Below are 25,615 nucleotides of genomic sequence, written 5' to 3'. Positions count from 1 at the left end.
GAGACCGTGGCAGAGATCGTGTCCTTCGGCGAGCCCCTCGTCGAGTTCAATGCGGAGGCCGTCGGAGGCCCGCGATCCGGAGCCCTGTACAGCATCGGGTTCGGTGGCGACAGCTCGAACTTCGCGATCGCCACCGCGCGTCTCGACGGCCGCGCCGGGTACCTCACCCGCGTCGGCGACGACAGGTTCGGCAGGATGCTGCTGGACCTGTGGCGCGACGAGGGCGTCGACGCGTCCCGGGTGGCGACCGACCCGGAGCACCCGACCGGCCTGTACTTCATCGTCCGGGACGGCTCGGCCGCGGAGTTCGTCTACCGGCGGGACGGCTCCGCCGCCGCGCAGCTGTGCCCGGAGCACATCCCCGACGGGTGGGTCGAGCGGGCGCGGCTGCTCCACGTCACCGGGATCACCCAGGCCATCGGCCGCTCCGCGTGCGACGCCGTCTTCCAGGCCGTCGAGCGGGCCCGGGCCGCGGACACGATCGTCACCTACGACCCCAACATCCGGCCGAAGCTGTGGCCACTGCACGAGGCCCGGGCCGTCACCCGCTACACGGCGGCAATGTGTGACGTCGTCATGCCCAACCTCGAGGAGGGCAGACTGCTCACCGGACGTGACGACCCGTACGACATCGCCATGGAACTGCTGGAGCTGGGGGCCCCGCTCGCGGTGCTCAAGATGGGCTCGGCCGGGGCCGTGGTCGCCTCGGCCGCCGACTACACGCGGGTGCCGGCCCTGGACGTGCGCGCCGTGGACCCGACCGGTGCCGGCGACACGTTCAACGCCGCGTTCGCCGTGGCCACGGTCGAGGGCCGCTCCCCCGCCGCGGCGGCGCTGCTCGGATCCGCCGCGGCCGCACACGTGGTGCAGGGTCTGGGCGCGGTGAACTCGATACCGCAGCGGCGGGTGGCCGACCGGCTGGCAGGCGAGCTGTCGCTGAGCATCGCCTGACCCGCCCACCAGCCCGGCTGACCATGAGCCGGTCCGCGGGCGCACACGATCAGCGGCCGCAGCCGGGGCCGGTGAGCTCGCGCCGCTGATACAGCTCGACCGGCTCGGGCACCGGCATCTGCAACAGCAGGTCCAGGAACGCGCGGGTCGCGGGCTGCATCGGGCGGCTGGTGTCCCAGAACACACCCACCTCGCGGTGCGGCACGACGTCGCGCAGCGGCACCACCACCACGCCCTCGGTGTCGGAGACCGAGGCCGCCAGCAGGTTCGTGATGCCGACGCCCAGTCCGGCGCGGGCCATCGCGACGAGCGTCTGCGGCTGGTTGGTCTGGACCGGGATCCGCGGCGACAGCCCCGCATCGGCGAGCGCCGTGTGCACCTCGAACGCGTGCTCCTGATGTTCCTGGCCGCTTCCGATGGTGATCAGCGGGCGGCGGCTCAGCTCGAACAACGTCAACCGCTCGGCCGTCGCCAGTTCGTCGTCCCGGGCCACCACCGCCACCAGCGGCTCCTCCCACAGGACGTGCCACTCGAGGGAGTGCTCGCGTGCCGGCGGGTTCACCGGCCGCAGGGCGAGCTCCGCCTCGCCGGCGTAGAGGGCCTCGCCGATGTTCAGCGTGTCGCCCTCGACCAGGGACACGGTGATGTTCGCGTGCAGCCGTTCGAACTCGATGATCGCCCTGGGCATCATCGCGGCCGCGGCGCTGGGGAAACAGGCCACCCGTACGTGTCCGCGCAGCAGCCCCAGGACCGACTGCACCGCCGACACGCCCGCCTCCAGCTCACGCTGGATCGCGCGGGCGTGCGCCAGGAACGCCACCCCCGCCTCGGTCAGCCGCACCGGGCGCTCGCGACGGTCGAACAGCACGGCGCCGAGCCGCCGCTCCAGATCCGCGACATGCGTGCTGACCCGCGGCTGGGACCGGAACGTGTGCTCGGCCGCCGCGGCGAACCCGCCGTGGTCGACCACGGCCAGGAAGCTCGTCAGCCACTCGAGCCGGTAGCCGTCGGCGCTCGGGCCTGTGTTCATCCCTGTGGCACCATGACGAGCTTGCCGCTCGTGTGTCTGCCCTCGAGCGCGCTGTGCGCGTCGGCCGCCTTCTCGAACGTGAAGTGACCGGCCACGGTGACCGTCAACCGGCCGTCGATCAGCGCGCCGAACACCTCGCCCGCGCGGTGCAGCAGCTCGTCGCGGTCGGCCATGTAGTCGCCGATGGTCGGGCGGGTGAGATACAACGATCCACCGCGGTTGAGGCGCTGCGGGTCCAGCGGCTGCACCTGCCCGCTGGAGCCGCCGAACAGCACGAGCATGCCGCGGCGGCGCAGGGCGGCCAGCGAGGCGTCGAAGGTGTCGCGCCCGACACCGTCGTAGGCGACCGTCACGCCCCGGCCCGCGGTGAGCGCCCGGACCTCGCCCGCGACGTCGTCCACCTCGGTGTAGCGGATCACGTGATCGGCACCGGCCGCGCGTGCACGGCGTTCCTTGTCCGCGGTGGACACGGTGCCGATCACGGTGGCGCCGCGCGCGTGCGCCAGCTGGACGACCAGCAGCCCGACCCCGCCGGCGGCGGCGTGTACCAGCACGTCGTCGTCCGCGCCCACCCGGTACGTCGAGTTCACCAGGAAGTGGGCGGTGATGCCCTGCAGAAGTGCGGCAGCGGCGGTGCTGAGGTCGAGCTCGTCCGGCACCGGGACCACCTGGGCCGCCGGCACCACCTGGTACTCCGCGTAGCTGCCCTCCGCGCTCGCCCAGGCCACCCGGTCTCCGACGCCGACGCCCGTCACGTCCGCACCGACCCGGGTGACGACGCCCGCACCCTCGGTGCCCACGGTGTGCGGGTAGGACATCGGGTACACGCCCGAGCGCCGGTACGTGTCGATGAAGTTCACGCCTGCCGCGGCGACCTCGACGAGCACGTCGCCCGGTCCGGGAGACGGCTGGTCCAGTTCGGCGACCTCGAGCACCTCTGGCCCGCCCGCCCGCATCGCTCGTACCGCTCGCATCCGCTCGCCGCTCCTCTCGAAGACCCGTCGACACGCCCGCGGGGCCGCCGTCGACGACCGCGGCCGCCCGCTCTCAGTCCACCACGACCCGGTCGTGCTGACCGGCGAACTGGGTGGTGTACAGCTCAGCGTAGTGGCCCCCCGCGGCGAGCAGTTCGTCGTGGGTACCCCGTTCGACGATCCGGCCGTGGTCGACGACGAGGATGGTGTCGGCGTCGCGGATCGTCGACAACCGGTGCGCGATGACCAGAGACGTCCGTCCGCGCAGCGCTGTGCGCAGCGCCTTCTGGACCGCGACCTCGGACTCGGAGTCCAGGTGCGCGGTCGCCTCGTCGAGCACCACCACCTGGGGTGCCTTGAGCAGCAGCCTGGCGATGGCCAGTCGCTGTTTCTCGCCACCGGACAGCCGGTAGCCGCGGTCGCCCACGATCGTGTCGAGCCCGTCCGGCAGCGACTCGACCAGCCGCCCGATCTGTGCCGACTCCAGTGCCGAGCGCAGCTGTTCGTCGGTGGCCTCGGGGCTGGCGTAGCGCAGATTGGTCCGGATGGTGTCGTGGAACATGTGTGCGTCCTGGGTCACGACGCCGACCGCGTCGTGCAACGACTCCAGTGTCACCTGCCGCAGGTCCGTCTCGCCGATGCGGACGGTGCCCGACGTCGGGTCGTACAGCCGCGACACCAGGTGCGTGATGGTCGACTTGCCGGCGCCCGAGGCACCGACCAGCGCCACCATCCGGCCCGGGTCGACGCGGAACGAGACCCCGCGCAGCACCCGCTCGGGCTCGGTGGCCGCGGGACGCGCGATCGACTCCAGCGACGCCAGCGACACGTCGTCGTTGGTGGGATAGCTGAACTCGACGTCGTCGAACTCGACGGACAGCTGCTCGGACGTCCGCGGCATCGGCCTCGCCCCGGGCTCGTCGCGCACCATCGGCTTCAGGTCCAGGACCTCGAACACCCGCTCGAAGCTGACCAGCGCCGTCATGACATCGACCTGGACGTTGGACAGCGCCGTCAGCGGCCCGTACAGCCGCGTGAGCAGAGCGGCCAGCGCGACCAGCGTGCCGACCTGCAGCGTGCCGTCGACGGCCATCCAGCCGCCGACGCCGTACACCACGGCGGTGGCCAGCGACGCCAGGAAGGTCAGGCCCAGGAAGAAGTACCGCGCGTACAACGCCTGGACCACGCCGATGTCGCGCACCCGGCGCGCGGATTCGGAGAACTCCTCGTTCTCGGTGCGGTACCGGCCGAAGATCTTCACCAGCAGCGCCCCCGAGACGTTGAAACGCTCGGTCATCGTCTGGCTCATCTCCGCGTTGAGCTGCATCGACTGGCGCGTGATGTCGGCCAGCTTGCGGCCGATGATGCGCGCGGGCAGCAGGAACAGCGGAACCAGCACCAGCACCACGAGGGTGATCTGCCACGACAGCACGATCATCGCGCCGAGCGCGAGAACGAGTGTGACGGCGTTGCTGACGACCTGCGACAGCGTGCCGGTGAATGCTTGCTGAGCGCCCACCACGTCGCTATTCAGCCGGGACACCAGTGATCCGGTCTGGGTGCGGGTGAAGAACGCGATCGGCTGCCGCTGGACGTGGTCGAACACCTGCCGGCGCAGGTCGTAGATGAGCCCCTCGCCGACCCGTGCCGACATCCACCGGCTGATCAGCCCCAGGCCGGCGTCCAGCACTGCGAGGGCGGCCACCGCGGAGGCTCCCCACACGACGACGCCGCGCGCGCCCTGGGTCACGCCGTCGTCGATGACGACCTTGAGCAGCAGCGGCACCGCCGCCGCGGATGCGGCCGACAGCACGGTGGTCGCGAGGAAGATCGCCAGCTGCCATCGGTACGGCCGCGCGTAGCTGATCACGCGCTTGGTCGTGCCGCGCGACAGCCGTTGATCGGTCACGTCACGGTCGCGCTGGAACGACCGTGACGCCACCCACGCACCGCCCATCGGCCCCATCGACACCGGTGGTCGACCTCCTCGTCTCCGGCGACTTCGAGGGCCGACAACACGCGCGGGCGCAGCTTTCTTCCCGCAATGGGGAATTCCATGATCATGTTCGCTCACGGCCCACGACGGCCCGCGTGCGGACCGCACGTGCCCGGAACCGCCGGTCACACACCGACGAATAGCCGGGTGAGCCCGGCGAATAGCCGGCGTGAGCGTTGATCATTTCCCGGCTCGGAGCAGCGGCGCTGTGGCGTTCACGCCGTTACGGCCGCGAACGCCACAGACGCTGCCCGCCGTGTCCGTTGTGAAGACACACGGGAACTCGGCAATACATGAACGGAGATCTGCCACCACAGCGCCGACAACACCGGCGATTTGCCGGAAATGCCGGGGCACTACGTTGGTCGATGATCAACTTCATGCGAAGAATGACGGCCCCGGAGGATCGGGACGGTACCCGATTCTCCCTCCGACAACGACTAGCCCGCCGTTGACGGCGAGCACCCACCGCACCGGCCGTGCCGGTCGGTGGTGCGCGTCCGGGGCCACGCACACAGGTGTGGTTCGCGTTGGTGGAGCGAGGCGAGAGTACTGGAGGCCACCCTTCCTCCGGCATCTCGACCAGCGGGGGCTGGAGTCAGGACTTCTTCTTCGCCTTGCCTCGTGTGGCTCCTCCTCGGCCACGGAGATTGGCCCCGGATTCCGATAGAACCCGGTGCACGAACCCATACGAGCGCCCGGTCTCGGTCGCGAGCTCGCGGATACTCCGACCGCTTTCGTACTTCTTCTTCAGGTCAGAGGCGAGCTTGTCACGCTGCCCCCCGCTGATCCGCGCGCCCTTTGCCAACTTCTCGGCCACGCGTCCTCCCGTTTCGTTGTCCTGCATGACAGAGGACAATGATCCGCCCCATTACCGTTTTTCGCCACTCGAAGACAAGATCACGTCCGGATGGCGCCCAAAAAAGCAGATCGGGCGGACTCCTCTATGCCAGTGAGACGAGCTCGGCATAGTCAGGGTTCCACAGATCCTCGGCCCCGTCCGGCAACAGGACGACGCGCTCGGGACCGAGCGCCTCTACGGCGCCTTCGTCATGTGTGACCAGCACGATCGCGCCCGAGAACGACCGCAGCGCCCCCAGGACCTCCTCGCGCGAGGCCGGGTCGAGGTTGTTCGTCGGCTCGTCCAGCAGCAGGACGTTGGCGCTGGAGACCACCAGGGACGCCAGCGCGAGGCGAGTCTTCTCACCACCGGACAACACCGAGGCCGGCTTGTCGACGTCGTCGCCGGAGAACAGGAACGAGCCGAGCACGCGCCGCGCCTCCAGCGCCGGCAGGTCCGGCGCCGCGGAGCGCATGTTCTCGAAGACTGTGCGCGCCGTGTCGAGCGTTTCGTGCTCCTGGGCGTAGTAACCCAGGCGAAGGCCGTGTCCGGGCTCCACAACGCCCGTGTCGGCCGTCTCGACGCCGGCCAGCAACCGCAGCAGGGTCGTCTTTCCCGCGCCGTTGAGGCCCAGCACGACGACCCGGCTCCCCCGGTCGATCGCGAGGTCGACGTCGGTGAATACCTCGAGCGAGCCGTAGGACTTGGACAGCCCGGTAGCGGTGAGCGGCGTCTTGCCGCACGGCGCCGGGTCCGGGAAGCGCAACTTGGCGACCTTGTCCGAGCGCCGCTGCTCCTCGAGCCCGGACAGCAGCCGGTCGGCGCGCTTGATCATGTTCTGTGCGGCCGTGGCCTTGGTGGCCTTGTAGCGCATCTTGTCGGCCTGCGCCTTGAGCGCCGTGGCCTTCTTCTCGGCGTTGGCGCGCTCGCGGTGACGCCGACGCTCGTCGGTCTCGCGCTGCTCGAGGTAGGCCTGCCAGCCGACGTTGTAGACGTCGAGCGCGGTCCGGTTCGCGTCCAGGTGGAAGATCCGGTTGACGGTGTGGTCGAGCAGCGCCACATCGTGGCTGATGACGACCAGGCCGCCCCGGTAGGAGCGCAGGAAGTCGCGCAGCCACAGCACCGAGTCGGCGTCCAGGTGGTTGGTCGGCTCGTCCAGCAGCAGAGTCTCGGCGTCGGAGAACAGGATGCGCGCCAGCTCGACGCGGCGGCGCTGGCCACCCGAGAGCGTGCGCAGCGGCTGGCCGAGCACCCGGTCGTCGAGGCCCAGGCTGGCGCCGATGGTCGCGGCCTCGCTCTCGACCGCGTAGCCGCCGAGCGCGAGGAACTGCGCCTCGAGCTTCTCGTAGCGGCGCATGCCCTTCTCGTGCTCGTCCGCGTCGCTGGAGGCCATCTGCTTCTCGGCGCGGCGCAGCCCGGCCACCACCTGGTCCAGCCCGCGCGCGGACAGGATCCGGTCACGCGCGATGACCTCGGGGTCGTCGGTACGCGGGTCCTGGGGCAGGTAGCCGACGTCGCCGGTGCGCGACACGCTGCCGTCGGCCGGTTGCGCCTCGCCGGACAGCACGCGGGTCAGCGTCGTCTTGCCGGCGCCGTTGCGCCCGACGAGCCCGACCTTGTCGCCGGGGTTGATGCGAAAGCTCGCGTCGTCGAGCAGGATGCGCGCGCCCGCGCGCAGCTCGACCTGAGTTGCGGTGATCATGTGGTGAGGATTCTCCGTGGCGTCGTCTGAAGGTGTGCGGTCGTACTGCTTCGGACACGACGCGCGTGTTTAATCGGCCACGGAGTTCATGTGCCCAGTCTACGTGGCGCCGTCAAGCCGGATACCGGCCGACGCCGCGGTCACCGTAGGCTCGGGCGCATGACGATCGAGGTGTGCGGTGTCCGGCACAGCTTCGAGTCCCGGACGGTCCTGCGCGACGTCGACGTCACCCTCACCGAACACCGCGTCGGCGTCATCGGCGCCAACGGCTCCGGCAAGTCGACGTTCGCACGCCTGCTCAACGGCCTCGTCGTGCCACAGCACGGCTCGGTCCGGGTCGACGGGCTCGACACGCGTTCCGACGGCGCGGAAGTCCGCCGACGGGTCGGATTCGTCTTCACCGACCCGGATGCGCAGATCGTCATGCCCACCGTGGCCGAGGACGTCGCGTTCGGGTTACGCCCGCAGCGGCTGAGCAAGCCGGACACGCGGCAAGTCGTGGACGAAGCGCTGTCCGACTTCGGCCTGTCCTCGCACCGCGACCACCCGGCGCATCTGCTGTCCGGGGGCCAGAAGCAGCTGCTGGCGCTGTGTTCGGTGCTGGTCACCGAGCCGAAGGTCCTGGTGTGCGACGAGCCCACCACCCTGCTGGACCTGCGCAACACGCGCCGGGTCCTCGACCTGCTGTCCCGCATCTCGCAGCGGGTGATCCTCGTCACACACGACCTCGAGGCAGTCCAGCGCATGGACCGGGTGCTGGTGTTCGACCAGGGACGCATCGCCCACGACGGTCCCCCGCCCGACGCCGTCGCCCACTACCGCTCCCTGGTGGAATGATCACGTTCACCATGGAATTCCATGCGTCACCACCCCTGCAGGCCTGGTGATGCCTGCACGATCCTGGTGACGGCTCACGCCCCGCGCCCCGCCGCGCCCCGGCACGCCCCCGGCACTGCGCGCGGCAGCCGCGACGCCGTCAGCCGAGGTCGACGGGGTCGATCCGGACCCGCACCGGACCGCCGGACCGCCGTGCCGAACGCACCCCGGCCGCCGCGCGCAGTGCCGCCGCCAACGCCGTCCCCGAGCCGCGCGGCACCCGGATGACGACGCGCACGCCGTCGTCGGTCGGCGCCGGCCCCAGCGTCTCGGCGGCCTCGGGCACCTCGACCTGGTCCAGCAGGTCCGTGACGTCCGCGTCCGCTCCGGTGAGCTCGGCCACCCGCGCGGCCGGCGGCAGGTGCAACTCCGCCCGCTCGGCCAGCTCGCGCCCCGCGAAGCCGGCCGGGTCCCACCGCACCAGCGCCTGGACCGCCGGCGCCGACGGATCGGTCACGACGACGACGTTGCCGCCGTCCGGTCCCGGTCGCACCAGCACCACCGCCCCCATCCAGCGCCGCAGCGCCTCCTCGGCCGCCCGCAGGCTCGGGCGGGTCAGCATCGACGTCCCGTCCAGAAGCAATGCCGCGGCGTAACCACCCTCGGCGAGCGGTTCCGCCCCAGGTGTCGCCACCACCAGCGCCGGCTCGGCCGCGACCTCGTCACGCACACCGTCACCCCGCGACACCACGACCGGCGTGCCGGTGAACACGCGGCCCAGCTCCTCGGCCGTGCGCCCGACGCCCACCGACGTGGCGCGCAGCGTCGTGTGCCCGCACTCCGGGCAGCGCCACGACGGGTACGCGGTGGCGCACCACCCGCAACGAGGTGGCTCGTCGGCGCGGCCGAGCCGCAGCGGACCGGCGCAGGCGGTGCACCGCGCCGCCGCCCGGCACCGGCCGCAGGCCACGCCGGGCAGATATCCCGACCGCGGCACCTGGACCAGCACCGGGCCGTTGGCCAGCCCGTCGCGCACGGTGCGCCATGCCATGGACGGCAGCCGGGCGCTGCGCGCGGCCTCGTCGCGGGCCTGTTCGTAGTCGTCGCCCACCGTACGCACGACCGGCGACGACCGGCGGACGCCGGCGCGGTCGGCAGTGAGCGGGCGTGCCCAACCGGTGGTGAGCAGCAGCTCGGCCTCGGCCGTGCGAGCGAACCCGCCGACCAGTGCCGCGGCGCCGGTGTCGTGGGCGCGCAGCAACAGCACCTCACGGGTGTGCGGGTACGGCGCGCGTGGCTCGGCGTGCAGGTCGTCGCCGTCGTCCCACACGCACACCAGGCCGAGGTCGCGCACCGGCGCGAACGCCGCCGACCGCGTCCCCACGACCGCGCCGGCCGACCCTCGCAGTGCCGCCAGCCACCGGCGGTAGCGCTTCGCCGGGCCGGCGTCAGCCTCGAGCACGACGTGGTGGCCATCGCCGATCAGCGCGGTCAGCGCAGCGGACACGCGCGCCGCGTCACGTCCGTCCGGAACGACGACCAGCGCGCCGCGGCCGCCCGCGAGCGTGGCCGCCACGGCACGCGCGGTCAGATCCGGCCAGTCGCCGCCCGGCGGCGGGTTCCAGACGGCCCGGGGCGCCTTCCCGGCGGCGAGCGCGTCCAGCATCGCCTGCCCGCCGGCATGACCGCTCCATCCGCCCGCCTGCGGCGCTTCGGGCGGGGCGGGGCGGGCGGGCGACGGGCGACGCTCGGTGGTGGCGTGCCGTGGCGGCACCGCGAGGCGCAGGACGTCGGCCACGGTCCCCGCGTAGCGGTCGGCGACCGTCCGTGCCAGCCGGGCCACCTCCGGGGTCAGAACCGGCTCGCTCGACACGACCCGGCGCAGTCGGGCGAGGCTTCCCTCGTGCTCGCTTTCCGCGACGCGTTCCAGCACGAATCCGTTGTGGTCGGCGCCGGCGAACCGTACGGCCACGCGGGCGCCGGGCACGGCGTCGTCGGCCATCGAACTCGGCACGACGTAGTCGAACGGCCGGTCCAGGTGCGGCAGCGGGACGTCCACCAGCACCCGTGCGACCGGCAGCTCGTCGGCCAGTGGTTCAGGGGTGCGGGAACGGGTACGCCGGCGTCCGGGCGCCGCCATCAGTGCCGGCTGTTCGGGCTCCGCTCCGCTCACAGGGCGTTTCTACCGCACGGCTGCGACTGCCCGTCCGCCTGGCGGGCCTTGCCGTTGTGGATCAGGTGACAGATCTCGCCGCCTGAACGCTGCTCTGGCACCTGATCGTTCGCAGTCCACATTGCGGACATGATCAGGTGCCAGTTGACCGCTGCCGGACCGCTTCCGGGTCACCTGATCGCGACTTCCGGGAAGATCAGGTGACCAAACGACGATCAGGTGACGAGACCGCGTCAGCCGGCGGCGGACTGCAGTGCCTCGATGCGGTCCGTGCGTTCCCACGTGAAGTCCGGCAGCTCGCGGCCGAAGTGCCCGTACGCCGCGGTCTGCGCGTAGATCGGGCGCAGCAGGTCGAGGTCGGCGATGATCGCCGCGGGACGCAGGTCGAACACCGCGTCCACCGCCCGCTCGATGGTCTGCACCGGGACCCGCTCGGTTCCGAAGCACTCGAGGAACAGCCCGACCGGTTCGGCCTTGCCGATGACGTAGGCGACCTGCACCTCGCAGCGGCGCGCCAGGCCGGCGGCCACGACGTTCTTCGCGACCCAGCGCATCGCGTACGCCGCGGACCGGTCGACCTTCGACGGGTCCTTGCCGCTGAAGGCGCCGCCGCCGTGGCGGGCCATGCCGCCGTACGTGTCGATGATGATCTTGCGCCCGGTCAGCCCGGCGTCGCCCATCGGGCCGCCGATCTCGAACCGCCCGGTCGGGTTGACCAGCAGCCGGTAGTCGTGGTGATCGAGCTCGAAGTTCTGCAGCACCGGCTCGACCACGTGCGCGCGCACGTCCGGTGTCAGCAGCTGGTCGAGGTCGACGTCGCCCGCGTGCTGGGTGGAGACGACGACCGTGTCCAGCCGCACCGGCTGATCGCCGTCGTACTCGATGGTCACCTGGGTCTTGCCGTCGGGACGCAGATACGGGACGGTGCCGGTCTTGCGCACCTGTGCCAGCCGCTCGGACAGCCGATGCGCGACGATGATCGGCAACGGCATCAGTTCGGGCGTGTCATCGCAGGCGTAGCCGAACATCAGCCCCTGATCGCCGGCCCCCTGCAGGTCCAGCGGGTCCTCGACGCCCTCGACGCGGTGCTCGTAGGCCGTCTCGACGCCCTGGGCGATGTCGCGCGACTGCGCGCCGATGGACACCGACACGCCGCAGGACTGACCGTCGAAGCCCTTCGTGGACGAATCGTAGCCGATGCCCAGGATCGCATCGCGCACGATCTCGGGGATGTCCGCGTAGGTCGCGGTGGTCACCTCGCCGGCCACGTGCACCTGCCCGGTGGTGACCAACGTCTCGACGGCCACCCGACTCGCCGGGTCGTCCTTGAGCAGCGCGTCCAGCACGGCGTCGCTGATCTGGTCGCAGATCTTGTCGGGGTGGCCCTCGGTGACGGACTCCGAGGTGAACAGACGACGAGACACGGTGAGCTCCCTTGCGCCGCACTCGATGACGGAACTGGACGAGACTGAGATATGGACTGAACAGACACTGTAGGCGATGGCCCGGCCCGCACGAGATCGGACGGCGCGAGTATTCCGGTCCAGCGCCGGCGTCGGTTAGGTTGAGATCGTTTCCGTCGTCAGCCCAGGAGTGGAGACGGTGCCGTCATGCTGCCCGAGAAGCCGTTCCGGTTCGGTGTCAACCTCAGGTCCGTGCACTCCGGCCAGGCATGGGCGGCCACGTGCCGCGAAGCGGAGCAGCTCGGCTACGACGTCGTCCTGGTGCCCGACCATCTCGGCGGGCCGGCGCCGTTCCCGGCTCTGGCCGCTGCCGCCGGCGCCACGACGCGGGCACGACTGGGCACGTTCGTGCTGAACGCCGCGTTCTGGAACCCGGCGCTGCTCGCCCGCGAGGTCGCCACGCTCGACCAGATCAGCGGAGGACGCTTCGAGCTCGGTCTCGGCACGGGTTACGTGCGCGACGAGTTCGAGACGGCCGGGCTGCCGTGGGAGTCGCCGGGGGCGAGGGTCGACCGGCTGGCCGCCGCGGTCCGTGACGTCGACACCCGGCTGCGCGATCCGGAGCACCAGCCGCGCCCCGCGCAGGATCCGCGCCCGCCACTGCTGCTGGGCGGGCACGGCGACCGCATGCTCCGCCTCGCCGCCGAGCACGCCGACGTCGTGGCCTTCACCGGGGCCACGCTCGCCGACGACGCGCCGTCGGGCACGTTACGTCTGGTCAGCGCCGAGACGCTGGACGATCGCGTGGCGCACTTCCGGGCGGCCGCGGGAGCACGCGCCGCGGACGTCGAGGCGAACATCCTCGTCCAGCAGGTGATCGTCACCGACGACCGGCGGGCCGTCATGGACGCCGCGCGCCGCGACTTCGGCCTCGACTATCTGGACACCGACCAACTGCTGGAGCTTCCGACGTTGCTGGTGGGGACGGTGGAGGAGATCGCCGGTCAGGTGCGCGCGGCAAGGGAACGCTTCGGCTTCTCCTACGTCACCGTGCTGGAGCCGTCGATGCGCGCGATGGCGCCGGTCGTCAAGATGCTGGCGGGGACGTAGCCGGTCGACCCGCCGCCACGCGCGGGTGGCCTTCCGGCCGGCTGTGAACTACGGGCTCGGCAGCCGGGCGCCGACCAGGTCCCACACCACATGCGCCAGAGCCGACTTCGGCCCGTGCGGCACCGGGACAGCGGTGCCGTCGGTGGCCAGGATCACAGCCTCGTTCTGCGCGGACTCGAACCCGCGGTCGGCACCGACCTCGTTCACCACCAGCAGGTCGCAGCCCTTGGCCGCCAGTTTCGCCCGGCCGTGCTCCAGCACGTCGCCGCTGTCGTCGCCGGTCTCGGCGGCGAATCCGACGACGACCTGCCCGCCGTGCGGGCGGTGCGCAGCCAGGTGAGCGAGCACGTCACCCGTACGTTCGAGCCGCACGACCGGTGCTTCGGCGTCGTCCGCGCTCTTCTTGATCTTCTGGTCCGCGTACGCCGCGGGCCGGAAGTCCGCGACCGCGGCGGCCATCACGACGGCGTCGGCCGCACCAGCCGCCGCCACCATGGCCTCACCGAGCTCTGCCGCGGAGGTCACCCGGACGACGTCCACGCCGGCGGGATCGTCCAGTGTCACGTTCGCGGCCACCAGCGTCACCCGTGCGCCGCGGGCGGCGGCCGCGCGGGCGAGGGCGTAGCCCTGCCGCCCGGACGAGCGGTTGCCGAGGAACCGGACCGGGTCGAGGTGCTCACGGGTACCGCCGGCGGACACGACGACGTGCCGTCCCGCCAGGTCGGGCTCACCGCCGTGGGTGAGCACGTCCTCGGCGAGCCCGGCGATCTCGTCCGGTTCGGGCAGCCGCCCCTTGCCGGAGTCGACGCCGGTCAACCGGCCCACGGCCGGCTCGACGACGACCGCGCCGCGCGCTCGCAGCGTCTCGACGTTGGCGACGGTGGCGGGGTGCTCCCACATCTCGGTGTGCATGGCCGGCACGAACACCACCGGCCCACGTGCGGTGAGCAGAGCGGATGTCAACAGGTCGTCCGCGCGGCCGGCGGCGGCGCGGGCCAGCAGGTCCGCGGTCGCCGGCGCCACCAGCACGAGGTCGGCCTGGCGGCCGATACGCACGTGCGGGACGTCGTGCACGTCGTCGAAGACGTCGGCGGAGACACGGCGCCCGGACAGGGCCTCCCACGTCGGCGCTGCGACGAACCGCAGCGCCGCGGAGGTGGGCACGACGGTGACGCCGTGGCCCCCTTCGGTGAGGCGCCTGAGGACCTCGGCGACCTTGTACGCGGCGATGCCGCCGCCGACGCCGAGGACGATCTCAGACGGTGTGCTCACTCCTGCTCGGTGTCGGCGTCGAGGTCCGTGTCTTCGATGGCCTCGACGGCCACCGAGGTGGCCGGCGTACCGGGACGCACGTCGGCCGGGGTGAGCTCGGACGGGTCGACCTGCTCGGCGGTCAGCAGCCCGGCCTCGATCTCGCGCATGGCGATGGAAAGCGGCTTCTCCTGCACGTGCGTCTCGACCAGCGGGCCGACGTACTCGAGCAGGCCCTCGCCGAGCTGCGAGTAGTAGGCGTTGATCTGTCGCGCACGCTTGGCGGCGTAGATGACCAGGCTGTACTTCGAGTCGGTCTTCGCGAGCAGGTCGTCGATGGGTGGGTGTGTGATGCCCTCGGCAACGCCTTGGGTTCCGGACACGCTCATGCCTCCGGGCGGGTTGATGGGGAGCCACTCGTATGAGTGAGATGCGGTGAACTCATCAAGTCTACCAACTTCCGGCAGACCTCTTCGACCTCGGTATTCACCAGTGTCACGTCGAACTCGGACTCGGCGGCGAGTTCCTCGCGGGCGGTCGCGAGCCGCCGTTCCCGCTCCGCCTCGGACTCGGTGCCCCGCCCGACCAGCCGCCGGACCATCTCTTCCCAGCTCGGCGGTGCCAGGAAGACGTACAGCGCGTCCGGGACGGTCTCGCGGACCTGCCGGGCGCCCTGGAGGTCGATCTCGAGCAGGACCGAGCGGCCCTCGGCCAGTGCGGCCTCGACCGGTGCTCGCGGGGTGCCGTACCGAGCCTCGCGGTGTACGACCGCCCATTCGAGGAACGCGTCCTGCTCGACCATGCGGTCGAACGTGGCGTCGTCGACGAAGTGGTAGTGCTGCCCGTCGACCTCACGTGGCCGCGCGGGCCGTGTGGTGGTCGACACCGAGATCCACAACTCCGGGTGCGCCGCGCGCAGCCTCTTGACGACGGTCGTCTTTCCGACCGCGGTCGGCCCCGACAGGACGACGACCCTGGGGGCCGACCGCGGATTCGACGTGTGCAGGCTCAACCGCCGAAACGCTCGACCAGCGCGGCAGCCTGGTTTGCCCCCAGACCACGCACGCGGCGTGTCTCGGCGATGCCGATCTCTTCCATGATCTGCTTCGCCCGGACCTTGCCGACGCCGGGCATCGACTCGAGCAGGGCAGAGACCTTCATCTTGCCGATGACCTCATTGGTCTCGCCTTCTTTGAGCACATCGCCGAGCCGTGCGCCGGCGTTCTTCAGGCGGTTCTTGACCTCCGCACGCTCCCGGCGAGCCTCAGCGGCCTTCTCGAGCGCAGCCGCGCGCTGTTCGGGAGTCAAATTGGGGAGCGCCACGAGCGGGTCACCTCTGTTGTGTCTGTAGGGATGTCGGACATGGCCTCCCGCGTTCGCGGAGGACCATCTAGGAACCTAGCGACTGAACCGCCAGGTCAGCAACGCAAACCACGGTACCTGTCCGGAACGGCGCCCGGCGCAAGGAGTCCCGCGTGTCGTGTCGCATGTCGTCAGATTAGCCCTGATCACGGCCGGACGGGCCCTCGCCCGCCCCTCGAACTGCCGCGTCGAGCGTGGATTCGGCCGCGCGCCGGAGCGCCGCCGGATCCGGTCCCGCGGCCAGGACGGACCGCGAAACGGCGGGAAGTACCGAGGTCAGAGCATTGCCGAACAGCCGCCGGAGATCGGCCGGGTCGGCACCCTGAGCGCCGAGACCCGGCGCGAGCAGCGGCCCGCCGACGTCGAGGTCCTCGTCCACCGGATCGATGGTCGCTCCGACGACGCAGCCGACGCTGCCCCACCCGGGGGTCCGCGCATTGACCGCACGGACGTGGTCCAGGACCGTGCCGGCGACCGTGCGGCCGTCGGCGCCCACGGCCCGCTGGACCTCGCCACCCTCCGGGTTCGAGGTCAGGGCCAGCACGAACACGCCGTTGCCGTGCGCCAGGGCGGTGTCGACCAGCGGGCTCAGCGACCCGAAACCGAGGTACGGCGCGGCCGTGACGGCGTCCGCGCACAACGGCGACGCCGGGTCGAGGTAGGCGTCCGCGTAGGCCTGCACGGTCGAGCCGATGTCGCCGCGCTTGGCGTCCATGAGCACCAGCGCCCCGGCCGCACGCGCGGCGGCGACCGTCCGCTCGAGCACGGCGACTCCGCGCGAGCCGTGCCGTTCGAAGAACGCCGACTGCGGCTTCAGGACGGCGACCTCACCCGCCAGCGCATCGACCACCGACATCGCGAACCGGTCCAGGCCCGCCACGTCGTCGTCCAGACCCCAGTCGTGCAGCAGCGACGGGTGCGGGTCGATCCCCACGCACAGCGCCCCGCGGCGGTCCATGGCCGCCCACAGCCGCTCTCCGAACGTCATCGGCACTCCCCCGTCTCCGGTCAATGTGCGCGTTCCCGCTGCACCCGCGACGGCCAGGACGGGCCCTCGTACACGAACGCCGTGTAGGCCTGGACCAGGCTCGCCCCGGCCCGAAGCCGCTCGTCGACGTCATCGGCCGTCCAAACGCCTCCGGCCGAGATCAGGGTCAGCCGCTCGCCCGCCGCGTCGTGCAGCAGCCGCAGGACCTGCAGCGACCGTTCACGCAGCGGCGCGCCGGACAGCCCGCCGGCGCCGGCGGCCGCGACCGCGGAGGCATCCGAGCGCAGCCCGTCGCGGCGCACGGTCGTGTTGGTCGCGATGATCCCGTCCAGGCCCAGCTCGACCGCCAGCCCGGCGACCGCGACAACGTCGTCGTCATCCAGGTCGGGGGCGATCTTCACCAGCAGCGGCACCCGGCGGGTGGTGACCTCGTCGGCCTGACGGCGCACGGCACGCAGCAGCGGGCCAAGGCGTTCGACCGCCTGCAGGTCGCGCAGGCCCGGCGTGTTCGGCGAGCTCACGTTCACGACCAGGTAGTCGGCGTACGGCGCCAGCAGCCGGGTGCTGGCCTCGTAGTCGGCGAAGGCGCGCTGCTCGGGCACCGCCTTCGACTTGCCGATGTTCACCCCGACCACCACCGGCAGGGCGTGCCGGCGACGACGGCGCCGGGCCAGCCGTGCCGCGACCGCGGCGGCGCCGTCGTTGTTGAACCCCATCCGGTTGACGACGGCGCGGTCGGCGACCAGCCGGTGCAGCCGTGGCCGCGGGTTGCCCGGCTGCGGCTGGGCGGTGACCGTGCCCACCTCGACGAACGCGAAGCCGAGAGCGCCGAGCGCGTCGATGCCCGTCGCGTTCTTGTCGAAACCGGCCGCGACGCCCAGCGGGCCCGGGACGTGCAGGCCGAGGGCCTCGACACCGCCGGCACCGCCCGGGGCGAGCCGGCGGTGCCCGCGCCGCGCCAGCCCCGGCACCCGCGCCGCCGCTCGCATACCACCGAAGCCCACCCGGTGCGCCGTCTCGGCGTCGACGCGGGACAGCGCCCGGTCGAACAGCCGCTGGTAGGCGCTCACGCGGTCAGGTCCCCGGCACGCACGACCTCCGCCCACGACTGCAGCGACCGCACGCCCGGCGAGCCGGTCCGCCCGGCCTCGATGCCCTGCACGGCCGCCGCGAGCCCCTGGGTGGTGGTGATGCAGGGGATGTTCGCCTGGATGGCGGCGGTGCGGATCTCGTAGCCGTCGGCGCGCGGGCTGCCGCCCGTGGTGGTGCCGCTGGGGGTGTTGATGATCAGGTCGACGTCGCCGGCCAGGATCCGGCCGATGATCGTCGGCGTGCCGTCGGCCTCGTGGCCCACCCAGCGTTTGCGCACCACCTCGGAGGCGACGCCGTTGCGGCGCAGCACCTCGGCGGTCCCGTCCGTGGCGAGGATGGTGAAGCCGAGATCGGCCAGCCGTTTGACGGGGAAGATCATGTGCCGCTTGTCCCGATTGGCCAGCGACACGAACACCGTCCCCGCCGCGGGCAACGCCCCGAACGCCGCCGTCTGCGACTTCGCGAACGCCGTGCCGAACAGCTGGTCGATGCCCATGACCTCACCGGTCGAGCGCATCTCGGGACCCAGCAGGGTGTCGACCGTGCGCCCGTTCGGCATCCGGAACCGGTTGAACGGCATCACGGCTTCCTTGACCGCCACCGGCGCGTCGGCCGGCAGGTCGACGCAGTCGCCGCTGGACGGCAGCAGGCCCTCGGTACGCAGCTCGCCGATCGACGCGCCGAGCATGACGCGGGCGGCGGCCTTTGCCATCGGCACTCCGGTGGCCTTCGAGACGAACGGCGCCGTCCGCGAGGCGCGCGGGTTCGCCTCCAGCACGTACAGGATGTCGCCGGCCAGCGCGTACTGGACGTTCAGCAGTCCGCGCACGCCCACCCCGCGCGCGATCGCCAGGGTCGAGTCGCGGACCTGCACCAGTTCGTCGTGGCCGAGCGTGGTCGGCGGCAGCGCGCACGCGGAGTCGCCGGAGTGGATGCCGGCCTCCTCGATGTGCTCCATGACACCACCGAGGTAGAGCTCCTCGCCGTCGAACAGCGCGTCGACATCGATCTCCACCGCGTCGTCGAGGAACCGGTCCACCAGCACCGGGTGTTCGGGGCTCGCCTCGGTGGCGCGGCCGATGTAGTCGGCCAGCGACTCCTCGTCGTAGACGATCTCCATGCCACGTCCGCCGAGCACGTAGGACGGACGGACCAGCACCGGGTAGCCGATGTCCGCCGCGATGGCCTTCGCCTCGGCCTGCGAGCCCGCCGTGCCGTGCTTCGGCGCCGGCAGCCCGGCCGCCTGCAGCACCCGGCCGAAGGCCCCGCGCTCCTCCGCCAGGTCGATGGCCTCGGGTGTGGTGCCGACGATGGGCACGCCGGCCTCGCCGAGGGCGCGTGCCAGACCCAGCGGCGTCTGCCCGCCGAGCTGCACCACGACGCCGGCGACCGGGCCGGCCTGCTGCTCGGCGTGCACGACCTCGAGCACGTCCTCGAGAGTCAGCGGCTCGAAGTACAGCCGGTCGGAGGTGTCGTAGTCGGTGGAGACGGTCTCCGGGTTGCAGTTGACCATCACGGTCTCGTAACCCGTGTCGTGCAACGCCAACGCGGCGTGCACACACGAGTAGTCGAACTCGATGCCCTGGCCGATCCGGTTCGGCCCGCTACCGAGAATGATCACGGCGGGCCGCTCCCGCGGACGCACCTCGGTCTCCTCGTCGTACGACGAGTAGTGGTACGGCGTCCGCGCGGCGAACTCCGCGGCACAGGTGTCCACGGTCTTGTACACCGGGCGCACGCCCAGCGCGTGCCGCACACCGCGCACGACGTCGGCGGAGGTGGACCGCAGCGCCGCCAGCTGGGCGTCGGAGAACCCGTGCCGCTTGGCCAGGCGCAGCAGCTCCGGAGTGAGCTGCGCCGCGTCCCGCACGTCGGCGGCGACCTCGGTCAGCAGCACCAGTTGGTCGAGGAACCACGGGTCGATCCCGGTGGCGTCGTGCAGCTGCTCGGCCGGGGCACCGGCCCGCAACGCCGCGACGACGTCGCCGAGGCGCCCGTCGTAGGCGCGGCGGACCTTCTCGACCAGCTCTGCGGCGTCGCCCGGCGGCGCGACGAAGTCAAGCGGAGCGTCCGGCTTCTCCAGCGACCGCAGCGCCTTCTGCAGCGCCTCGGTGAAGTTGCGCCCGATGGCCATCGCCTCGCCCACGCTCTTCATGTGCGTGGTCAGCGTGGTGTCGGCAGCCGGGAACTTCTCGAAGGCGAACCGGGGCGCCTTCACGACGACGTAGTCGAGCGTCGGCTCGAACGACGCCGGTGTCTCGCCGGTGATGTCGTTGCCGATCTCGTCCAGGGTGTAGCCCATCGCCACCTTCGCCGCGATCTTGGCGATCGGGAACCCCGTGGCCTTGGACGCCAACGCGGACGAGCGGGACACCCGCGGGTTCATCTCGATGATGATCATGCGTCCGTCCGCCGGGTTGACGGCAAACTGGATGTTGCAGCCCCCGGTGTCGACGCCGACGGCGCGGATGACGTCGATCGCCTGGTCGCGCATCCGCTGGTACTCGCGGTCGGTGAGCGTCATGGCCGGCGCCACCGTGACGGAGTCGCCGGTGTGCACGCCCATCGGATCGACGTTCTCGATGGAGCACACGATCACGACGTTGTCCGCGCCGTCGCGCATGACCTCGAGCTCGTACTCCTTCCAGCCGAGGATGGACTCCTCGAGCAGCACCTCGGTCGTCGGTGACGCGTCGAGTCCGGTACCGGCGATGCGGCGCAGGTCGTCCTCGTCGAAGGCCATTCCGGAGCCGGCACCGCCCATCGTGAACGACGGCCGCACGATCACCGGGTACCCCAGCTTGTCCACCGCGGCGAGACAGTCGTCCATCGAGTGGCAGATCGCCGAACGCGCCGTCTCGCCGCCCACCTCGTCGACGATCGCCTTGAACGACTCGCGATTCTCGCCACGCTCGATGGCCTCGATGGACGCACCGATCAGCTCGACGCCGTAACGCTGCAGCACGCCGCCGTCGTGCAGCGCCACCGCGGCGTTCAGCGCGGTCTGCCCGCCGAGCGTGGCCAGCAGCGCGTCCGGGCGCTCGGTGGCGATGACCTTCTCGACGAACTCCGGCGTGATCGGCTCGACGTAGGTGGCGTCGGCGATGTCCGGGTCGGTCATGATGGTCGCCGGGTTGCTGTTGACCAGCACCACTCGCAGGCCCTCGGCGCGCAGCACCCGGCAGGCCTGGGTGCCCGAGTAGTCGAACTCGCAGGCCTGGCCGATGACGATCGGCCCGGAGCCGATGACCAGCACGCTCTGGATGTCGCTGCGCCTAGGCATGTGCCCGCACTCCGTTCCCCTTCGACGTCCCCTCCGATGCCGACATCACGTCGGCGAACCGGTCGAACAGGTATGCCGCGTCGTGCGGCCCGGCCGCGGCCTCCGGGTGGTACTGCACCGAGAAGGCGCTCAGCCGACCGCCGGCATCGTGCAGCGCCAGTCCTTCGACGACGTCGTCGTTGAGGCACACGTGGCTGACCTCGGCCCGGCCGAACGCCGTGTCAGCAGGGCGATCCAGCGGCGCATCGACGGCGAAACCATGATTGTGCGCCGTCACTTCGACCTTGCCGGTGCCGCGGTCCTGGACCGGCTGGTTGATGCCGCGGTGCCCGTAGCCCAGCTTGTACGTCCCGAAGCCCAGCGCCCGGCCGAAGACCTGGTTGCCGAAGCAGATGCCGAAGAACGGCAGCCGGCGCTCCAGCGCGCCGCGCAGCACCTCGACCGGCCCGTCGGTGGTGGCCGGGTCACCCGGGCCGTTCGACATGAACAGCCCGTCGGGATTCAGCGCGAGGACGTCGTCCAGCGGTGTGTCGGCGCGCACCACGTGTACTTCCATACCCCGCTCGGCCATCCGCCGCGGCGTCATCGTCTTGATGCCGAGGTCCAGGGCCACGACGGTGAACCGCCGCTCGCCCTCGGCCGGCACCACGTACGGCTCGGCCGTGCTGACCTCGGCGGCCAGGTCGGCGCCGACCATCGGCGGGCTGGCGAGCACCCGCTCGCGCAGCGCCTCCGGATCGGTCTCGACGCTGGACACGCCGACGCGCATCGCGCCGCGCTCACGCAGGTGCCGGGTGAGCGCGCGGGTGTCCACGCCGCTGATGCCGACGACGTCCTGGGCGCTGAGCTCCTCGGCCAGCGAGCGGCGCGATCGCCAGGACGACGGCCGTCGCGCGGGTTCGCGGACGACGTAGCCGGCGACCCAGATCCGCCCGGACTCCGGGTCCTCGTCGTTGACACCGGTGTTGCCGATGTGCGGCGCCGTCTGCACCACCACCTGACGGTGGTACGACGGGTCGGTCAACGTCTCCTGGTAACCGGTCATGCCCGTGGCGAAGACCGCCTCTCCGAACGTCTCGCCGCGAGCGCCGTAGGACTCGCCTCGGAACGTGCGCCCGTCCTCGAGCACGAGCAGCGCCGGGGTGCGCGTGGTCATCCGGTTCCCCCTTCGGCGACGGGCTCCACGGTGTGCAGGAGCCGCCGCATGTCATCGCGGTGGCGTGGGCGCACGGCGGTGTCCAGCAACAGCCCGCCGTGCTCCCACGTGATGATCAGGTATTCGTTCCGCCGTACAGCGCGGCCGCCGCCGGCCCGGTCGGCACGCACGCCACGCAGCGCGGTGGCCGGGATCGGCACGGGCGCGTCGTCGCGCCGTGCGAGCAGCACGCCGTCGCCGCCGACGTGGACGGTCGCCGCGCCACGGACGCCCAGCCCGAACGCACCGACCCGGTCCAGCCAGGTGCCCGAGACCGTGGTGCCCAGGTACGCGGCCTCGACGCCGTCGTCGGCCACCGGCCACGCCTCCGGCAGCGGCGGCAGGTCACCGTGCCGGCCCGCCCGGCGCCGCCAGCCGCGCCACATCAGCCCGTAGCCGCCCAGCAGCACCACCAGCAGGACCGCGACGGCGGTAGCGGTGTTCACGACACTCCTCCGGCCGCGGCGTCGCCGCCGAACGTCGCCCGTCCGCGCAGGAACGTCGCCACGACGGCTCCGGGAAGCTTCATGCCCGCGTACGGCGTGTTCCGTGACAACGACGACGACGCGCGCGGGTCGACCGTCCCGGACGCCGACGGGTCGACCAGGACGACGTTCGCCGGTTCGCCCTCCGCCAGCGGACGGCCGTGGGCGCCGCCGTCACCGGTGTCGCAGCGCCCGATCCGCGCCGGCGCGTACGACATCCGCTCGGCGACGCCCGCCCAGTCGAGCAGGCCGGTGTCGACCATCGTGTGCTGCACCACCGCGAGCGCCGTCTCGAGCCCGAGCATGCCGAACGCGGCGACGTCCCACTCGCAGTCCTTGTCCTCGACCGGGTGCGGCGCGTGATCGGTCGCGACGACGTCGATGGTGCCGTCGGCGAGCGCCTCACGTACCGCGGCGACGTCGTCCGCGGTACGCAACGGCGGGTTGACCTTGTACAGCGGGTCGTACGTCGTGGCGAGCTCGTCGGTGAGCAACAGGTGGTGCGGCGTCACCTCCGCGGTGACCGGCATGCCGCGTTCCTTCGCCAGTCGGACGATCTCCACCGACCCGCGGGTGGACAGATGGCAGATGTGCACCCGCGAGCCGACATGCGCGGCCAGCAGCACGTCCCGGGCGACGATGGCCTCCTCGGCGACCCGCGGCCAGCCGCGCAGTCCCAGCCGCCCGGACAGCTCGCCCTCGTTCATCTGCGCGCCCTCGGTCAGCCGCGGCTCCTGTGCATGCTGGGCGACGACGCCGTCGAAAGCCTTCACGTACTCGAGCGCGCGCCGCATCAGCATCGCGTCGGACACGCACACGCCGTCGTCGGAGAACACACGCACACCCGCGGCCGAATCGGCCATCGCGCCGAGCTCGGCCAGCTGCTCACCGCCGAGCCCGACCGTCACCGCGCCGACCGGGCGCACGTCCGCGTGCCCGGACTCGCGCCCCAGCCGCCACACCTGCTCGACCACGCCGGCGGTGTCGGCCACCGGGTCGGTGTTCGCCATCGCGTGCACCGCGGTGAACCCGCCGCGCGCGGCCGCGAGCGTGCCAGTCTCAACGGTCTCGGCGTCCTCGCGTCCGGGCTCACGCAGGTGCGTGTGCAGATCCACCAGTCCCGGCAGCGCGACCAGCCCGGTGCCGTCGACGACGCGCGCGTCCGCCGCGTCGAGGCCCGCGCCGACCGCGGCGATGCGCCCGTCACGCAGCAGCAGGTCGGCCGGCTCGCCGTCCAGCACACGCGCGCCGGTGATCAGGATCGGTTCGGCGCTCATGTGGTTTCCTCCTGCGCACTTGGATCTGCCTGGTCGCGCTCGCTCCTACGCTCGTCCCTCGCTCCGTCGTTCGCCGCTCCACCTACCTCGTCGCGCTCGCTCCTACGCTCGTCCCTCGCTCCGTCGTTCGCCGCTCCGGCCAGCATCAGGTACAGCACCGCCATCCGCACGTACACCCCGTTGGTCACCTGCTCGACGATGACCGAGCGGTCGCTGTCGGCGACGTCGGCGGTGATCTCCATGCCACGGTTCATCGGGCCCGGATGCAGCACGACGGCGTCGTCGGCCAGCCGGGCGAAACGGCGCGCGTCCAGCCCGTAGCGGCGGCTGTACTCGCGTGCCGACGGGAAGTAGGCGTCGTGCATCCGCTCGCGCTGCACCCGAAGCATCATGACCGCGTCGGCGTCCGGCAGCACCGCGTCGAGATCGTACGACACCGTGCACGGCCACTGCTCGACCCCCATCGGCAGCAGCGTCGGCGGCGCGACCAGCGTGACCCGCGCGCCGAGGGTCGCCAGCAGCAGGACGTTGCTGCGCGCCACCCGCCCGTGCAGCACGTCGCCGACGATCACCACGTGCCGCCCGGCCAGCTCACCGAGGTGGCGGCGCAGCGTGAACGCGTCCAGCAGCGCCTGAGTGGGATGCTCGTGCGTGCCGTCTCCGGCGTTGAGCACGTTCGCGTTGATCCACCCGGACGTCGCCAGCCGGTACGGCGCGCCGCTGGCCGAGTGCCGGACGACGACCCCGTCGGCGCCCATGGCCTCGAGTGTCAGCGCGGTGTCCTTGAGACTCTCGCCCTTCGACAGGCTCGAGCCCTTCGCGGAGAAGTTCACCACGTCGGCGGACAGCCGTTTCGCGGCCAGCTCGAACGAGGTGCGGGTGCGGGTGGAGTCCTCGAAGAACAGGTTGACGACCGTACGTCCGCGCAGCGCGGGCAGCTTCTTCACCGACCGGCCCTCGGTCAGCCCGGCCATCTCTTCCGCGGTGTCGAGCACGAGCGTCGCGTCGTCGCGGGACAGGTCGGCGGTGGAAAGCAGGTGACGGATCACGGCGCGGCCTCCGCTTCGGTCTCGGCGCCGGTGCTGCCGAGCAGCACCGCGTCCTGCCCGTCGATGTCGGACAGCAGTACCCGCACGGTCTCGTGCATCGCCGTGGGGATGTTCTTGCCGACGTGGTCGGCGCGGATCGGCAGCTGCCGGTGCCCCCGGTCGACCAGGACCACCAGGCGCACCGTGCGCGGGCGGCCGATGTCGTCGAGCGCGGTGAGCGCCGCGCGGATGGTGCGCCCGGAGAACAGCACGTCGTCGACGAGGACCACCGTCTTGTCGTCCACGCCACCGGCCGGGATGTCCGTCGGCTCGAGCGCCCGCGCTGGGCGCAGCCGCAGGTCGTCGCGGTACATAGTCGGGTCGATGGCGCCGACGGGCACCTCGACGCCCTCGACGGCGGTGATGCGCTCGGCCAGCCGCCGCGCCAGCGGGACGCCGCGTTTGGGGATGCCGAGAACGACGAGGTCGGATGCGCCCTTGTTGCGCTCCACGACCTCGTGGGCCATGCGGGTCAGCGCCCGGGCGACGTCGTCGCCGTCGAGCACCTCCCGCGGACTGCTCAGGTCACGAGACATGACTCGTTGGACCCCCTTCCCCGCCTCACCGGACGGGACTTAAAGGACGTCGGTCGAGGCCG

Annotated in this window: 22 protein-coding genes; 3 read left to right on the top strand and 19 right to left on the bottom strand. The window is 71.8% G+C overall.

What is annotated here, in order from left to right; all coding sequences use genetic code 11:
- The first annotated feature begins 6 nt into the window (after window positions 1-6).
- Window positions 7-951, top strand: a complete 945-nt coding sequence (locus CLV30_RS11680; protein ID WP_165358582.1) for a sugar kinase — start codon at window positions 7-9, stop codon at window positions 949-951.
- 49 nt (window positions 952-1,000) lie between these two features.
- Here CLV30_RS11680 and CLV30_RS11675 read toward each other — a convergent pair whose 3' ends face one another.
- The 5 genes from CLV30_RS11675 to CLV30_RS11655 all read right to left on the bottom strand — a co-directional run bounded on the left by CLV30_RS11675 (window position 1,001) and on the right by CLV30_RS11655 (window position 7,494).
- Window positions 1,001-1,981, bottom strand: a complete 981-nt coding sequence (locus CLV30_RS11675) for a LysR family transcriptional regulator (RefSeq protein WP_106537384.1) — start codon at window positions 1,979-1,981, stop codon at window positions 1,001-1,003.
- A complete protein-coding gene (locus CLV30_RS11670) occupies window positions 1,978-2,955 on the bottom strand; it encodes a quinone oxidoreductase family protein (protein ID WP_106537383.1) in 978 nt (325 codons plus the stop codon). Before CLV30_RS11670 ends, CLV30_RS11675 begins: the two co-directional genes overlap by 4 nt.
- Window positions 2,956-3,028: 73 nt before the next feature.
- A complete protein-coding gene (locus CLV30_RS11665; RefSeq protein ID WP_240723287.1) occupies window positions 3,029-4,921 on the bottom strand; it encodes an ABC transporter ATP-binding protein in 1,893 nt (630 codons plus the stop codon).
- 628 nt (window positions 4,922-5,549) lie between these two features.
- Window positions 5,550-5,771, bottom strand: coding sequence for a helix-turn-helix domain-containing protein (locus CLV30_RS11660; RefSeq protein ID WP_205740756.1), 222 nt, complete (start codon window positions 5,769-5,771; stop codon window positions 5,550-5,552).
- A 124-nt stretch (window positions 5,772-5,895) separates the two neighbouring features.
- Window positions 5,896-7,494 (bottom strand): ABC-F family ATP-binding cassette domain-containing protein, encoded by a 1,599-nt coding sequence (locus CLV30_RS11655; protein WP_106537380.1) that lies wholly within the window; start codon window positions 7,492-7,494, stop codon window positions 5,896-5,898.
- 159 nt (window positions 7,495-7,653) lie between these two features.
- Here CLV30_RS11655 and CLV30_RS11650 point away from each other — a divergent pair, with 159 nt between their 5' ends.
- Window positions 7,654-8,331: an energy-coupling factor ABC transporter ATP-binding protein gene (locus CLV30_RS11650; protein WP_106537379.1), complete on the top strand. Its 678-nt coding sequence runs from the start codon at window positions 7,654-7,656 to the stop codon at window positions 8,329-8,331.
- Window positions 8,332-8,470: 139 nt separating this feature from the next.
- On the opposite strand, the gene CLV30_RS11645 is transcribed toward CLV30_RS11650, so the two are convergent.
- Window positions 8,471-10,450, bottom strand: coding sequence for a primosomal protein N' (locus CLV30_RS11645; RefSeq protein WP_106537503.1), 1,980 nt, complete (start codon window positions 10,448-10,450; stop codon window positions 8,471-8,473).
- A 266-nt stretch (window positions 10,451-10,716) separates the two neighbouring features.
- A complete protein-coding gene (gene metK / locus CLV30_RS11640) occupies window positions 10,717-11,907 on the bottom strand; it encodes a methionine adenosyltransferase (protein WP_106537378.1) in 1,191 nt (396 codons plus the stop codon).
- 186 nt (window positions 11,908-12,093) lie between these two features.
- Between metK and CLV30_RS11635 the strand changes: the two genes are divergently transcribed.
- Window positions 12,094-12,996, top strand: coding sequence for a TIGR03621 family F420-dependent LLM class oxidoreductase (locus tag CLV30_RS11635; RefSeq protein ID WP_106537377.1), 903 nt, complete (start codon window positions 12,094-12,096; stop codon window positions 12,994-12,996).
- Between the two features lie 48 nt (window positions 12,997-13,044).
- On the opposite strand, the gene coaBC is transcribed toward CLV30_RS11635, so the two are convergent.
- The 12 genes from coaBC to pyrR all read right to left on the bottom strand — a co-directional run bounded on the left by coaBC (window position 13,045) and on the right by pyrR (window position 25,553).
- On the bottom strand, window positions 13,045-14,268 hold the full coding sequence (coaBC, locus tag CLV30_RS11630) for a bifunctional phosphopantothenoylcysteine decarboxylase/phosphopantothenate--cysteine ligase CoaBC (protein WP_106537376.1): 1,224 nt from the start codon (window positions 14,266-14,268) through the stop codon (window positions 13,045-13,047).
- Window positions 14,265-14,636 carry a DNA-directed RNA polymerase subunit omega gene (gene rpoZ, locus CLV30_RS27310; protein WP_106537375.1) on the bottom strand — a complete coding sequence of 124 codons (372 nt, stop codon included), beginning with the start codon at window positions 14,634-14,636 and terminating at the stop codon, window positions 14,265-14,267. Before rpoZ ends, coaBC begins: the two co-directional genes overlap by 4 nt.
- Window positions 14,633-15,259, bottom strand: coding sequence for a guanylate kinase (gene gmk, locus CLV30_RS11620; protein ID WP_106537374.1), 627 nt, complete (start codon window positions 15,257-15,259; stop codon window positions 14,633-14,635). The genes rpoZ and gmk overlap by 4 nt, the downstream gene beginning before the upstream one ends.
- Window positions 15,256-15,570: an integration host factor, actinobacterial type gene (gene mihF / locus CLV30_RS11615; RefSeq protein WP_106537373.1), complete on the bottom strand. Its 315-nt coding sequence runs from the start codon at window positions 15,568-15,570 to the stop codon at window positions 15,256-15,258. Before mihF ends, gmk begins: the two co-directional genes overlap by 4 nt.
- Window positions 15,571-15,745: 175 nt before the next feature.
- Window positions 15,746-16,597 (bottom strand): orotidine-5'-phosphate decarboxylase, encoded by an 852-nt coding sequence (gene pyrF / locus CLV30_RS11610; RefSeq protein ID WP_106537372.1) that lies wholly within the window; start codon window positions 16,595-16,597, stop codon window positions 15,746-15,748.
- 20 nt (window positions 16,598-16,617) lie between these two features.
- Window positions 16,618-17,667: a quinone-dependent dihydroorotate dehydrogenase gene (locus CLV30_RS11605; RefSeq protein ID WP_106537371.1), complete on the bottom strand. Its 1,050-nt coding sequence runs from the start codon at window positions 17,665-17,667 to the stop codon at window positions 16,618-16,620.
- Window positions 17,664-20,972, bottom strand: coding sequence for a carbamoyl-phosphate synthase large subunit (gene carB, locus CLV30_RS11600; protein WP_106537370.1), 3,309 nt, complete (start codon window positions 20,970-20,972; stop codon window positions 17,664-17,666). Before carB ends, CLV30_RS11605 begins: the two co-directional genes overlap by 4 nt.
- The gene (carA, locus tag CLV30_RS11595) at window positions 20,965-22,128 is read right to left on the bottom strand and encodes a glutamine-hydrolyzing carbamoyl-phosphate synthase small subunit (protein ID WP_106537369.1); all 1,164 of its coding nucleotides are present in this window, start codon (window positions 22,126-22,128) and stop codon (window positions 20,965-20,967) included. The genes carB and carA overlap by 8 nt, the downstream gene beginning before the upstream one ends.
- Window positions 22,125-22,613, bottom strand: coding sequence for a PH-like domain-containing protein (locus CLV30_RS11590; RefSeq protein WP_106537368.1), 489 nt, complete (start codon window positions 22,611-22,613; stop codon window positions 22,125-22,127). The genes carA and CLV30_RS11590 overlap by 4 nt, the downstream gene beginning before the upstream one ends.
- Window positions 22,610-23,929, bottom strand: coding sequence for a dihydroorotase (locus tag CLV30_RS11585; protein WP_106537367.1), 1,320 nt, complete (start codon window positions 23,927-23,929; stop codon window positions 22,610-22,612). The genes CLV30_RS11590 and CLV30_RS11585 overlap by 4 nt, the downstream gene beginning before the upstream one ends.
- A complete protein-coding gene (locus CLV30_RS11580) occupies window positions 23,926-24,978 on the bottom strand; it encodes an aspartate carbamoyltransferase catalytic subunit (protein ID WP_106537366.1) in 1,053 nt (350 codons plus the stop codon). Before CLV30_RS11580 ends, CLV30_RS11585 begins: the two co-directional genes overlap by 4 nt.
- A complete protein-coding gene (pyrR, locus tag CLV30_RS11575) occupies window positions 24,975-25,553 on the bottom strand; it encodes a bifunctional pyr operon transcriptional regulator/uracil phosphoribosyltransferase PyrR (protein ID WP_106537365.1) in 579 nt (192 codons plus the stop codon). The genes CLV30_RS11580 and pyrR overlap by 4 nt, the downstream gene beginning before the upstream one ends.
- Window positions 25,554-25,615 lie beyond the last annotated feature (62 nt).

The organism is Haloactinopolyspora alba, from assembly GCF_003014555.1.
Lineage (GTDB): Bacteria > Actinomycetota > Actinomycetes > Jiangellales > Jiangellaceae > Haloactinopolyspora > Haloactinopolyspora alba.
Note: the sequence above shows the minus strand (reverse complement) of the source record. Positions and strands in the feature narration are given on the sequence as shown.